12 protein-coding genes are annotated in these 11,936 nt (G+C 71.7%); 9 read left to right on the forward strand and 3 right to left on the reverse strand.

Annotation, left to right across the window (positions count from 1 at the left end; all coding sequences use genetic code 11):
* The first annotated feature begins 137 nt into the window (after positions 1–137).
* The 5 genes from IPG72_01155 to IPG72_01175 all read left to right on the forward strand — a co-directional run bounded on the left by IPG72_01155 (position 138) and on the right by IPG72_01175 (position 5,547).
* A complete protein-coding gene (locus IPG72_01155) occupies positions 138–806 on the forward strand; it encodes a hypothetical protein (GenBank protein MBK6767648.1) in 669 nt (222 codons plus the stop codon).
* Positions 807–826: 20 nt separating this feature from the next.
* Positions 827–1,789: a carbamate kinase gene (locus IPG72_01160; GenBank protein MBK6767649.1), complete on the forward strand. Its 963-nt coding sequence runs from the start codon at positions 827–829 to the stop codon at positions 1,787–1,789.
* Positions 1,790–1,835: 46 nt separating this feature from the next.
* Positions 1,836–2,771: a phosphodiester glycosidase family protein gene (locus tag IPG72_01165; GenBank protein ID MBK6767650.1), complete on the forward strand. Its 936-nt coding sequence runs from the start codon at positions 1,836–1,838 to the stop codon at positions 2,769–2,771.
* A gap of 41 nt (positions 2,772–2,812) precedes the next feature.
* Positions 2,813–3,955, forward strand: coding sequence for a hypothetical protein (locus IPG72_01170; GenBank protein MBK6767651.1), 1,143 nt, complete (start codon positions 2,813–2,815; stop codon positions 3,953–3,955).
* Positions 3,956–4,029: 74 nt separating this feature from the next.
* Positions 4,030–5,547, forward strand: a complete 1,518-nt coding sequence (locus IPG72_01175; protein MBK6767652.1) for a hypothetical protein — start codon at positions 4,030–4,032, stop codon at positions 5,545–5,547.
* Here the strand turns inward: IPG72_01175 and IPG72_01180 are convergent.
* Entirely contained in the window at positions 5,492–6,115 is a 624-nt protein-coding gene (locus IPG72_01180) for an inorganic pyrophosphatase (GenBank protein ID MBK6767653.1), read from the reverse strand. The two genes, IPG72_01175 and IPG72_01180, sit on opposite strands and share 56 nt — an antisense overlap.
* A 76-nt stretch (positions 6,116–6,191) precedes the next feature.
* On the opposite strand from IPG72_01180, the gene IPG72_01185 reads away from it, so the two are divergent.
* Genes IPG72_01185 through IPG72_01195 form a run of 3 tightly spaced genes read left to right on the forward strand, consistent with a single transcriptional unit; the run spans position 6,192 to position 9,042 of the window.
* The gene (locus IPG72_01185; protein ID MBK6767654.1) at positions 6,192–7,517 is read left to right on the forward strand and encodes a hypothetical protein; all 1,326 of its coding nucleotides are present in this window, start codon (positions 6,192–6,194) and stop codon (positions 7,515–7,517) included.
* 2 nt (positions 7,518–7,519) lie between these two features.
* A complete protein-coding gene (locus IPG72_01190) occupies positions 7,520–8,422 on the forward strand; it encodes a hypothetical protein (protein ID MBK6767655.1) in 903 nt (300 codons plus the stop codon).
* The gene (locus IPG72_01195) at positions 8,422–9,042 is read left to right on the forward strand and encodes a GNAT family N-acetyltransferase (protein MBK6767656.1); all 621 of its coding nucleotides are present in this window, start codon (positions 8,422–8,424) and stop codon (positions 9,040–9,042) included. The genes IPG72_01190 and IPG72_01195 overlap by 1 nt, the downstream gene beginning before the upstream one ends.
* 22 nt (positions 9,043–9,064) lie before the next feature.
* Here the strand turns inward: IPG72_01195 and IPG72_01200 are convergent, their stop codons facing one another.
* The gene (locus tag IPG72_01200; GenBank protein ID MBK6767657.1) at positions 9,065–9,688 is read right to left on the reverse strand and encodes a hypothetical protein; all 624 of its coding nucleotides are present in this window, start codon (positions 9,686–9,688) and stop codon (positions 9,065–9,067) included.
* An 81-nt stretch (positions 9,689–9,769) separates the two neighbouring features.
* Here IPG72_01200 and IPG72_01205 point away from each other — a divergent pair, with 81 nt between their 5' ends.
* On the forward strand, positions 9,770–10,423 hold the full coding sequence (locus IPG72_01205; GenBank protein MBK6767658.1) for a TetR family transcriptional regulator: 654 nt from the start codon (positions 9,770–9,772) through the stop codon (positions 10,421–10,423).
* A 466-nt stretch (positions 10,424–10,889) separates the two neighbouring features.
* On the opposite strand, the gene IPG72_01210 is transcribed toward IPG72_01205, so the two are convergent.
* Positions 10,890–11,924 (reverse strand): LLM class flavin-dependent oxidoreductase, encoded by a 1,035-nt coding sequence (locus IPG72_01210; GenBank protein ID MBK6767659.1) that lies wholly within the window; start codon positions 11,922–11,924, stop codon positions 10,890–10,892.
* Positions 11,925–11,936 lie beyond the last annotated feature (12 nt).

Consider the following 11,936-nt stretch of genomic DNA (forward strand, 5'->3'; position numbering starts at 1 on the left):
GGCCGGCGCCGGCTGCGGCACCGGTTGCCGCCCCCCCCTCGGTCTGACTATCATCCCACCTGAGCGACGTACCCCTGCCCGGGCCCGTCCAGGAATCCGCTGGCCGAGGCGTATCGAATCGAGGAGGGGAGCCGACCATGAACACGCACCCGCACGACCTGCCGGTGATGACCGAGCGCAATCCACGCGATCCACATTCTCGCCGCCGCCGCACATGGCTTGCCGCCGCCGCTGCGACAGCGCTTGCCGCCGGCATTGTCGGTGGCTGGACGACGCGGGACGTCGCGGCCCATGCGCCGCTGCAGCGCTACTACCCGCCCTATCCGCGCAACCCTTATCCACCCTCGTACCCCCCTTATCCGTGCTACCAGTGCCCGCCGGGCTACATCTACTACCCCAGCGGCTGCGCGACGCCCTTTGCGCCGCCGCCGCCCGAAATGACGTCGCTGCCGATCCCGCCCGGCGTGACGATGCCGCCGCCGATCGGCACGGCGCCCGCCACGGCGACCGCCCCGCTGCCGCCGGCACCCCCGCCCGGAGCGGGGATCCCGACGCCGACGCCCGGCGGCGCAGCGGCCGGGATCGAGTACAAGGTCTGCCCACAGAAGCAGTACGACGTTCCGAAGGTCATCCAGGACCAGGCGATGGCCGAGCCGTGGACGATCTACGGCTACGGGATGAAGCGCAACCCGAACGTGCCGTACCACCCGCTCTACAACAGCTATCGGCACTGGCTCTCGACGCAGAACATGAACATGCCCTACAGCGTCTGCAACCCTGCGATCTGGAAGGCGGGCTGCCCGTAACCGGATCGTCCGCTGCGCCGATGACGACCGCGCTCGAGGCTCCCTCCCTGGGCGCCGGGAGCGCGGTCGTCGCGATCGGCGGCAACGCGCTCGAGCGGGCGGCGGGCGACGACGCATGGCAGCTGGCGCGCGCCACCGCCGATCGTTTGGCGGACCTCGTGGCCGAGGGCGCTCGGCTGGTCATCACGCACGGCAACGGTCCGCAGGTCGGCCGGGCGCTCCGGCGGGCGAGCATGGCGGAGGCCGAGATCGAGCCGCTGCCGATGGCGACCGCGGTGGCGCAGACGCAGGGCGAGATCGGCTTCCAGCTCGTGCGCAGCATGGCGGACGCCCTCGCGGCGCGCGGGATCGATCGTCCGGTCGCGGCGATCATCACCCAGGTGCTCGTCGATGCGGACGATCCGGCGTTTGCGGCCCCCGACAAGCCGATCGGCGAGTGGATGAGCGAGGAACGGTCGCGGCGGATGGCGCGGCGGCGGGGCTGGCAGTTCATCCACGACCCGGCGCGCGGCTGGCGGCGCATCGTCGCCTCGCCCGAACCGCGGGCGATCCTCGAGCTGCCGTTGATCCGCGCGCTCGTCGACGGCGGCGCGGTCGTCGTGGCGGCCGGCGGCGGCGGCGTGCCGGTGGTCCGCGGGGCGGACGGGCGGCTCGACGGCGTGCCGGCGGTGATCGACAAGGACCTGACGTCGGCGCTGTTGGCGACAGGGCTCGGCGCGGCGCGGCTGTTCATCGTGACGGGCGTGGCCAAGGTGGCGCTGGACTACGGCACGCCGGGCGAGCGGACGCTCGATCGGCTCACGGCGGGCGAGGCGGCGGCGTATCTGGCGGCGGGCCAGTTCCCGCCGGGGTCGATGGGGCCGAAGATCGAGGCGGCCGTCGCGTTCGTCGGCCGCGGCGGGGGGGCGACGGCGACGATCACGGACATCGAGCATATCGCGGGGGCGTGGCGGGGGCAGGACGGGACGCATGTGGTGGGGTGAGGGCCGAATTGACCGCCCAACGCGGCTCCGACATCATCGCCATCTCATGACCCCCATGTCTGCTCGCCTACGTCGTCGCGCCGACGCACGCCGCGCTTCGGCGCGCGCCGCGGCGGCCCTGTTCCTCTGCGCGCCGCTGGCCGCTTGCACGCCCCCCGCCGACGACGACCTGCGCGCCGAGCGCCCCGCCGTCGAGGTGGAGGGCGCGGCCGATGTGGGCAGCGCGCCGTCCGCCGTCGATGATCGCCCGACGGACCCCGCCGCGATGCCGGACGCCGGCTCGGCAGCGGCCGAGCGGGACGACACGGGCTGGCGGGAGGTGGAGAGCGGCATCGTCACGCGCGTGATGGCGGCGCGGGATGGGGCCGGCACGATCGTCGACCGGCCGTTCATCGTCCGCGTCGATCCGGCGTCCCAGCCGTTCGGGGTCGCCTACCGGCCGGGGTCGCCGCAGTCGCTGTCCGGCTGGCAGGCCGAGACCGGGGCGGTGGTCGTCGTGAACGGCGGCTACTTCACCGAGGAGAACGTGGCCACGGGCCTGATCGTCGCGGGCGGTACCCCGAGCGGGGCGAGCTACGGCGACTTCGCCGGCATGTTGGCCGTGACGGACGCCGGGCCGGAGGTTCGCTGGCTGGCCGAACGGCCGTTCGATCCGGCCGAGGCGCTGACCGCCGCGGTCCAGTCGTTCCCGATCCTCGTCCGGCCCGACGGAACGCCGGCCTACCCCGAGGACAACGGCGCGGCGGCCCGGCGGACGGTCATCGGTCAGGACCGCGCGGGGCGCATCGTGCTGATCGTCATGCCGCTGGGCGGGTTCTCGCTGCATGGACTCTCGGAGTGGCTGGCGGCGGCGCACGAACTGGACCTTCGAATCGCGTTCAACTTGGACGGCGGGGCGTCGAGCGGAATGGTGCTGGCCGACGGGTCGGGCGAGCCGGCGCTGGTCGGCGTGCCGGCGGTGATCCTGGTGGGAGGTCGATGATGCGGTGGCGGTTGCGGACGAGGATGATGCGGACGAGAACGATGCGGACGCGGACGATGCGGACGCGGATGACGCGGACGGGGCGGGCGATCACGAACTTCGTTCACGCCGGGCTCTTGATCGCGGCGGCGCTCGTCGTCGCCGCGTGGACGGGGGTCCACGCGGACGCGGCGCCGGCGGCCGGCATCGAGCATGCCCTACAGGGCGGGGACGTCTTGCCGCAGGCCTGGCTGCCGATCGGCCTGCTCAGCGGCGGCTTCGGCCCGCCGCCGCGGCCGATCACCGTGACACCGACGCCGACCGACACCGACTTCCCGTATCCCACCGGAACCGCGCACGACGTCCATACGCCGACCCCTGCAACGACCGCGACGCCCACCGCCACGCAACGCTCCGGCTACAGCGAGCCGTTGACGGCGCGGCCGTCGCTCGACGATCTGAGGACCGGCTATAGCGCCGCGCGCTGGTACGAGACGATGCTCGAGATCCTCCGGCGGCGCTACCCGACCGGGCACCACATCGTCACGCAGCTCGACGACAGCAAGGGCAAGGCGACGCTCTGGACGAGCGGCCGGACCGGGACGTTCGACGACCTCGTGCGCAGCATGGAGCTGGCGGTGCACGAGATGAACCACCAGCTGGGCTTCCAGGAAGGGTTCATCCCGACGATCGGCAAGAAGTACTTCTACGAGGTCCGCGCCGACCTCACGGTGACGGTCGACGTCGTGCCGACGTATGCCCGCAGCGAGATCGCCCAGTTCATCACCGGGCCGCTCGAGAACCAGTACAAGAGCACGTACCTGACCGGCCAGTCCGGCACGCAGGGCTTCTTCAACCTGCTGGACGAGTTCAACGCCTACACGCACTCGATGTTCACCGGCTACGGCCTGCACGACCTCTTCCCGCCGAACCAGCGGGTGAGCCACCGCGACGGCCTGGTGACGATGATGCTCTACGTCGAGCTCTACCTCCGCCAGGCCCGCACGAAGCACCCGGCGGACTACGCCGCGCTGCGCGCCGACCCGGCGGTGCGCGATTTCGTCAAGCTGCTCTGGGACCGCGCGAACTTCATCCTCGACGAGACCGAGGACATCCGCGGGCTGGCGCTGAACGCGACGGCGGTGGAGGCGGAGATGCGGAAGGCGGAGCTGTGGGGGGAGATCGAGCGGTACGTGGTGCCGTAGTCGAGGCGCCATCGTCGAAGCGGCGTAGTCGAGTCGGCGTAGTCCAAGCGCGCGACGACCAAGGAGACCCGAGCATGGCGACCGCGTTCCCGGCAACGGGACCAACCGACCGAGCCGATCGTTCGCCCTACCTCTGGTTCGCCGTTGCCCTCGTCCTGTCGATCTTCGCCAGCGGCCGGATCACCGTGCCGGTGCTGGCGTGGCTGGCGCCCATCGTCGCGCTGCGCTTCACGCGCACGGTGCGGCCGGCATGGCTGGGCTACGTGCTCATCGCCGCGATCGCCGTGGCGTCGCTGGTGGTGGGGTGGCGCGGGATGATCCCGTTGGGGTCGCCGGCGCGGGAGGTGCTGATCGCCGGCAACGCCCTGGTCGCATGCGTGCCGTACGTGGCGGACCGGCTGCTGCGGCGCCGGCTGGCCGGCTGGTGGGCGACGCTGCCGTTCCCGCTGGCGACGACGGCGCTCGAGTTCGCGAACATGGGCAGCGGCAGCCCGATGGGCAGCTTTGGGGCGACGGCGTACTCGCAAGCCGGGCAGATCGTCCTGCTGCAGATCCTGTCCGTGACCGGCTTGTGGGGTCTGACGTTCCTCATGGCGTGGTGCGCCTCGGCGATCAACTGGGCGTGGGAGGACGGGTTCGCGCCAGCGACGGTGCGGCGCGTCGGATGGACGTACGGGGGCGTGCTGGCCGCTGTGCTCCTCTTCGGCGGCGCGCGTCTTGCCCTCGCCCCGGCGGCAGCGGGCACCGTCCGTGTCGCGTCGATGACGGCCGAGTCGATCGACTTCAACGCGCTCATGCCGATGCGCGACTCGGACCAGGCGGCGTTCGCGGCGGCGACGCGGGCGATCCATGACCGCTACTTCGAGCGGACGGCGGCGGAGGCCGCGGCCGGCGCCAAGATCGTCCTCTGGCCCGAGGGCGCCGGCGTCGGCGTCGAGGAGGACGAGGCGGACCTGATCGCCCGCGGCACGGCGGCGGCCAGAGACGGGGCGGTCTACCTCGGGATCCCCTTCCTCACGCTCTACCGGGACGCGGCGCGCCCGTCCGAGAACAAGCTGCTCGTGTTCGACCCGGCGGGCAACGTCGTGCTGGAGCACGTGAAGTTCGGCGGCAACATCTTCGAGGGGTCCAAGAAGGGCGACGGCGTGCTGAAGACGGTCGAGACACCGCACGGGACGCTGTCCGGCGTGATCTGCTGGGACACGGACTTCATCCGCAACATCGCCCAGGCCGGCCGCAACGGCACGGACATCCTCCTCTCCCCGGCGCACGACTGGCAGGCGATCGACCCACTGCACGGTCAGATGACGACGTTCCGCGCGATCGAGAACGGGATGAGCGTCATCCGCCACGCCGACCTTGGGTGGTCCGTGATCACGGACCCGTACGGCCGGACGCTGGCGTCCATGGACCACTTCACCGCCGGCGACCGGACGATGGTCGCGCAGGTGCCGACGGCCGGGGTGCGGACGATCTACTCGGTGATCGGGGACGTTTTCGGGTGGGGCGCGGTCGTGGGGTTGTTCGTGGTGGCGGCTATGGCGTGGCGTCGTCGCCGCGCAGCGTCCGGTAGTCCGCCAGCGATGCCGTGATGACCTCCGCCGCCCGGTCCCGCCCGTACGTCTCCTGGATGACGATCACGGGCAGCTCGCCCGGCACGAGCTTGTACGTGCTGAAGTAGTGCCGCAGCCGCTCGACGAGGATCGGCGGCAGGTCGGCGATGTCCTGTGCGGCGCCCCACACCAGATCGTTCTCGAGGACGGCGATGATCTTGTCGTCCGCCTCGCCGTGGTCCAACAGCTGCAAACCGCCGACGACCCGCGCCGGGACAATGATCTCGGAGCGGGCGATCGGTCGCTCGCTGAGCACGCAGATGTCCAGCGGGTCGCCGTCGCCGCGCTGCGCGCCCGGGCAGAGGGCGCGGACCGCCTCGCCGCAGTACGTCTGCGGCACGAAGCCGTACAGCGCCGGCGCGTACGATGCGCCGCGCTGCGGCCGGTCCACCCGCAGGTAGCCCGACGCCTTGTCGACCTCGTACTTGATCTGATCGAACGGCGTGATCTCGATGTAGGCGTTCACGTGGAGCGGCAGGTCGCGGCCGGGGGGGAGGCCGTGCCAGGGGTGGGGGCGGTGGGGGGAGAAGGGGAGGGGCGTGGGCATGGGTGTTGGCATGGGATGACCTGTCGTGGATCGGCGTCGGACGATGGTATGGCGGGGCCGAGGTCGACGCCAAGGTTTGGCCGTCGATGACCGGCCGGCCGACCGGCCGGCCGACTCGCTTGCCGACGCGCACGAGGCCGCCTATCGTCCCGCCATGACCACCGTGCATCGACACGTTCTCGCTGCCGCGGCCCTCGGGGCGATGGGCGCGCTCGCCGTCCTGACCGAATCGCACGCGCCGACGCGCGCACCGGAGGCGGTCGTCGGCGGGGCCCGCGAGGCGGTCCTGCGACCGCCCTCCGCCGGTGTGGCGGACGCCGACAGCGCGACGGCCGGCGCGTGGTCGACCGGCGCGCCGATCCCGGTGCGGATCGCCGAGATCGCGGGCACCAGGTTGGGCCGGTCGATCTACGTCGGCGGCGGGTTCACGCCGCCGGGCGCGTCGATCGGGCGCTGGTTCGGGCGCTACGACACGACGGATGACGCCTGGGAAGTGCTGGCCGAGCTGCCAACGGCCGTCCACCATCCGATGATGACCGCATCCGTCGGGCGCGTCTGGTCCGCCGGCGGCTATACGGGCGGCCTCAACCATGCCTCGGCCACGCGCAGACTGGACGCGTACGACCCGGCAACGGGAACGTGGACGGCGATGGCGGACATGCCGGGGCGGCGGGCGGCGGGGTTCATGGTCGTGCTCGCCGCCGACCGAGAAGGGGCCAACGCAGGTGCGTCCGACGATGCCGTCGATGGCGCGCACCAAGGTGCGATCAGCGCCGCGCTCTACGTCGTCGGCGGGATCGGCGATGCCGAGGACCGGATGTGGCGTTATGACGTCGTCGCCGGGACGTGGGCCGACCTGCCCGGCCCGACGCCGCGCGAGCACCTCGGGGCGGCGGCTGCCGGCGGCAAGATCTACGTCGTGGCCGGGCGGGGCTTCGGCCGCGGGATCGTCGGCACGCTCGAGGCGTATGATCCCGCGACGGGCGCCTGGACACGCCTCCCCGACATGCCCGGCGCGTGCGGCGGCTGCACGGCGGCGGCAACGGCCGACGGGCGGATCCACGTGACGGGCGGCGAGGGCGGCGGGCGGACATACAACGACCACTTCGTCTACGACCCGGCCGCCGGCACGTGGTCCGTCGAGGCGCCGATGCCGACGGCGCGGCACGGGCTGGCATCGGCGGGGGTGGGGGAGCGGTTCTACGCGATCGGGGGCGGGTTGAAGGAGGGGTTGGATTACTCCACGGTGGTGGAGTGGTGGGGGCCGGGGGGTGGCGGGATGGCGACGGCGACGGCGGGGGGCGGGGGGGACGGCCACGGCGGAGGCGGGAGCAACGGCCACGGCGGGGGCAGCAAGGGTGGCGCTTCCATTCGTGCTCGCGCTCGACAACTGATCGTGTGATCGTGGCTGACGCCGGTCCGCTGCGAGGCGACGAGACGCGGCGCGACCGCCGGTCGATCCGGCTGCCGCGGTACGACTACGGGCGGGCGGGGGCGTACTTCGTGACGGTGGTGACGGCGGGGCGGGAGTGGGTGTTTGGGGAAGTGGTGGGTGGGGTGATGAGGTTGAACCCCATTGGCGAGATCGTGCAGACCTGCTGGACTTCGATCCCGGACCATTGTCCAGGCGCCACCCTCGACACCTACATCATCATGCCCAACCACATCCACGGGATCCTGATCCTAGGTGGTGTAGGGGCACGGCATGCCGTGCCCATCGTTGACCACGCGACCAACCCCCGCCACCACGCAACCGCGTCGGGACCGGACGCCGCGGGCGATGATGTGCCCGATGCGTGGGCACGGCATGCCGTGCCCCTACACGACGTGGATGGCGACATCGGACGGAAATGGACGTCGGACGACGGGGCGGTGGATGGCGACATCGGACGGAAATGGACGTCGGACGACGGGGCGGTAGATGGCGACATCGGACGAAGATGGACGTCGGACGACGGGGCGGTGGGTGGCGACGGCGGGCGGAAATGGACGTCGGTCGATGGGGCGGTGGGTGGCGACGGCGGGCGGAAATGGACGTCGGTCGATGGGGCGGTGGGTGGCACCGAACGGTTTGGGCGGCCGGCGGTGGGGACGATTCCGACGGTCGTTCGATCGTTCAAGGCTGCTTCGACGCGGCAGGTCAACGCGCAGCGTATGGCCCCTGGCAGCCCCGTCTGGCAGCGCAACTTCTACGAACACGTCATCCGCACCGATGAATCCCTCCACCGCATCCGCCAGTACATCGCCGACAATCCGTTGAAGTGGGATCTCGACCGGCTGAACGGTCTGGCGAGGGGCTCGCGCTGATGCCGCATGCGACATCGTCGGCGGTTCGCATCACAGACGCCGCCGCCGCCGACCTGCCGGCGATCCTCGCCCTCAACGCGTCCAACGTCCCCCACGTCGGCCCGATCGACGCGCCGAAGCTCGCGCGCCTGCACGGCGAGGCGTTCGTGCTGCGGGTGGCCCGGGTCGTTGGGGACGCTCGCGACGATCGCGATGATCGTGTCGATCGCAACGATCGTGTCGATCGCAACGATCGTGTCGATCGCGTCGTTCGTGCCGGCGGCGCGGGCGGGCCGATCGCCGGCTTCGTTCTGGCGATGGTGGAGACGGCCGAGTACGAGAGCCTGAACTTCCGCTGGTTTGTGGCGCGCTACCCGCGGTTCGTCTATGTCGACCGGATCGCCGTGGCCGAGGGGTATCGCGGGCTCGGGATCGGACGGCGGTTGTACGCGGACGTCGAGGCGCTGGCGGTGCACGCGGGGCGCGGGGCGGGGGGGCCGGTGACGTGTGAGGTGAACATCGCGCCGCCGAACCCGGGGTCGATGGCGTTTCACGAGCGGCTGGGGTTCGTGGGCGTCGGGGAGCGGTGGGACGAGGGTGGGGGGACGGGGGTGCGGATGATGGTGAAGGCGGTGCGGTAGGTAGGCGCAGTACCGTCGCGGGTCAGTCGTGATGGGCGAGCACCCAGCCCAGCGCGGCGAACAGCAGCATCCACCCCGTGATCGCCAGCCGGGCGGCGACGAACGGCCCGAACATCGCCGGGAACATCGGGACGAAGACGTAGATGCCCAGCGCGAGCGGCAGGTAGCGGGCCCAGCCCTGCCATCGTCCCGACCGCACGGCGGCGATGCCGGCGGCGACGAGCCCGACGCCGGCCATCGTCGACGCGATCCCGTAGGCCGTGTCGAGCGGCGCCAACTGGGCGCTGCCCATCGCGGCATCGGCGGCGGTGATCGCCCAGAGCTCGGCGCCGGTGAGGACGACGAGTCCGGCGACGGCGACGTACAACCCGAGGCGCCCGTAGCGGGCCGCGCCGATCGCGCCGCTGGCCGGGAGCGCCAAAAGGCCGAGGATCAGACCGATGTGCTGGACGGCGAACCAGGCCTGGATCACCTGGTGGCCGGTGGTGTCCAGCGGGTAGCTGAAGCGTTCCGGCCCGACGACCGGGGGGACGACGGCCAAGTAGATCCCGGAGGCCGCGCCCAGGATCCCGGCCCAGAGGCAGATCCGGCCGTACAATCGGATGCGCGACACGGACGGCGAACCTGTGGCAAGCTCAGTGACCATGAAGACCTCCTGCTGGCGCGACGCCCACGGCAAATGCCGTAGCGGTACACTAGAGTTGTGCTCTAGCGAACAGCGAGGAGTATGAGCCGCGTGATCCGCGAGGTCAAGGGGGCGTCGCGCCGGGACAAAGCAGCGGCGACGCGCCTGAAGATCCTGCGCGCCGCCCACGACGAGTTCGTCGCGAACGGCTACCACGGCGCGACGATCGCCGCCGTCGCCCGGCGGGCCGGGGTCGCGCCGCAGACGGTGTACTTCACGTTCCACACGAAACCGGCGCTGATCAGCGCCGTGATCGACATGGCGGTCATGGGCGAGGACGACCCTACGATCCCGCAGGCGACCGACTGGTGGGCCGCGATGGCGGCCGCGCCGACGGCGGACGAGGCGCTGCGGATCTTCGTCCGCGGCGCCGGCCCGCTCTTCGCCCGCGCCAGCCGGATCTCCGAGATCCTCCGCGCCGCCGCCCTCACCGACGACGAGGTCCGGCGCACGCACGAACACCACGACGCGCTGCAACGGGCCGGCTACCGCGAGGTCATCGACCTTCTGGCCGCCAAGGGCCGGCTGCGGTCCGGGCTGGATGCGGAGGGCGCCACGGACGTGCTCCTCACGCTGCTGGGCGACACGACGTACTACGGCTTGACGGTGGATCGCGGGTGGAGCCACGAGCGGGTGATGGGGTGGTGGGAGGGGGTGTTGCCGGGGGTGTTGTTGGCGGGGAGTGCTCGACGATAGGGGGATGATCCGGACGATACATCCTGTCGCCACCTTATTCAGCATTGCTTGACTGTAGAAGGTGTTGTTCAGCGATCTAGGGTCAAAACTGAATAAGGGATGACGCACGAGGAGTAGGATGCACGAGAAGGATGGCGCACGAGGAGCGCCTTGGCAGGTCACCGCGTCAGCGACAGCACCGCAAACGCCAGGAACATCCCCGCCCCCGCCCCAAGGCAACCGTACACCGCCGTCCTAAGCTGGCGGCTGGGTCGCCTGGTGCTGGCCGAACAGTGCGGCGTTGCGAGGGCGCGGGCGGGGGCGGGGCGGGCGGGTCGGGTTGTTGGTGGCGTGGGGTGGGGGGGCGGCGGGTGGGGGCGGCGGGGGGCGGTTCGGGCTGTTCGTCGCGGGTGGGGCGGGTGGGATGCTGTTCTCTCGGGCAAAAGTGGTCGTGTGCTGTCGGCGGGGCGGCGCGCTTGGCGCTCGATCACCGTCCGGTCCGCTCCAGCCGCTCCCGAACCAGCGGCACCACCTGCGTGGCATAGAGCTCGATGGACCGGAGCATCGCCTCGTGCGGCAGCGTGCCGGCACTGTACTTCATGTCGAAGCGCGAGAGGCCGAGCGCCGTGGCGGTCCGAACGATCTTCGCCGCCACGGTCTCCGGCGCGCCGACGCACAGCGCCCCCTGCGGCCCGGCCATCTGCTCGAAGGCGCCGCGCGTCAGCGGGGGCCAGCCGCGCTCCCGGCCGATCCGGGTGTACATCGGCCCGAAGTGCGGCCAGAGTTCGTCGCGGGCCTGCTGATCCGTCTCGGCCACGTGGCCCGGCGAGTGCGCGCCGATCGGCAGGGGCGCGCGGCCGAGCTCGGCCAGGGCGTCGCGGTAATACTGGGCGTAGGGGGCGAAGGCCAGCGGGTCGCCGCCGATGATCGCCAGCATGAGCGGCATGCCGTACCGCGCGGCGCGCAGCACGGACGCCGGCGTGCCGCCGACGCCCATCCACGTCCGCAGCCGGCCGCTCTCGGTGGGCGGGAAGACGCGCTGGTCCGACAGCGGGGCGCGGGTGGTGCCGCGCCACGTGACCGGGCCCTCCTTCAGGAGCTCCGCGAAGAGCGCGAGGCGGTCCTCGAACAGCTCCTCGTAGCGGTCCAACTCGAACCCGAAGAGTGGGAACGACTCCGTGAACGAGCCTCGGCCGATGATCACCTCCGCCCGGCCACTCGATACCGCGTCCAGCGTGCTGAAGCGCTGGAAGACCCTCACCGGATCGTCCGAGCTGAGCACCGTCACGGCCGAGCCCAGCCGGATGCGGCTCGTGCGGCCGGCGATCGCCGCGAGGACGACCTCGGGCGCCGACACGGCGAAGTCCGCGCGGTGGTGTTCGCCGACGCCGAAGAAGTCGAGCCCGAGGCGGTCGGCGAGCTCGGCTTCGGCGACGATGTTGCGGAGAACGGCGGCGTGGGGGAGGGGGTGGCCGGTGGGGGTGACGGTGATGTCGCCGAAGGTGCTGAGGCCTAGTTCGATGGGGGGTGGGGG

The organism is Candidatus Avedoeria danica (assembly GCA_016703025.1).
GTDB classification, from domain to species: domain Bacteria; phylum Chloroflexota; class Anaerolineae; order Epilineales; family Epilineaceae; genus Avedoeria; species Avedoeria danica.

Excerpts from the sequence above, each read along its gene's own strand:
- IPG72_01155 (MBK6767648.1), top strand. The coding sequence starts at position 138 with ATGAACACGCACCCGCACGACCTGCCGGTGATGACCGAGCGCAATCCA.
- IPG72_01160 (MBK6767649.1), top strand. The coding sequence starts at position 827 with ATGACGACCGCGCTCGAGGCTCCCTCCCTGGGCGCCGGGAGCGCGGTC.
- IPG72_01165 (MBK6767650.1), top strand. The coding sequence starts at position 1,836 with ATGACCCCCATGTCTGCTCGCCTACGTCGTCGCGCCGACGCACGCCGC.
- IPG72_01170 (MBK6767651.1), top strand. The coding sequence starts at position 2,813 with ATGCGGACGCGGACGATGCGGACGCGGATGACGCGGACGGGGCGGGCG.
- IPG72_01175 (MBK6767652.1), top strand. The coding sequence starts at position 4,030 with ATGGCGACCGCGTTCCCGGCAACGGGACCAACCGACCGAGCCGATCGT.
- IPG72_01180 (MBK6767653.1), bottom strand. The coding sequence starts at position 6,115 with ATGCCCACGCCCCTCCCCTTCTCCCCCCACCGCCCCCACCCCTGGCAC.
- IPG72_01195 (MBK6767656.1), top strand. The coding sequence starts at position 8,422 with ATGCCGCATGCGACATCGTCGGCGGTTCGCATCACAGACGCCGCCGCC.
- IPG72_01200 (MBK6767657.1), bottom strand. The coding sequence starts at position 9,688 with ATGGTCACTGAGCTTGCCACAGGTTCGCCGTCCGTGTCGCGCATCCGA.
- IPG72_01205 (MBK6767658.1), top strand. The coding sequence starts at position 9,770 with ATGAGCCGCGTGATCCGCGAGGTCAAGGGGGCGTCGCGCCGGGACAAA.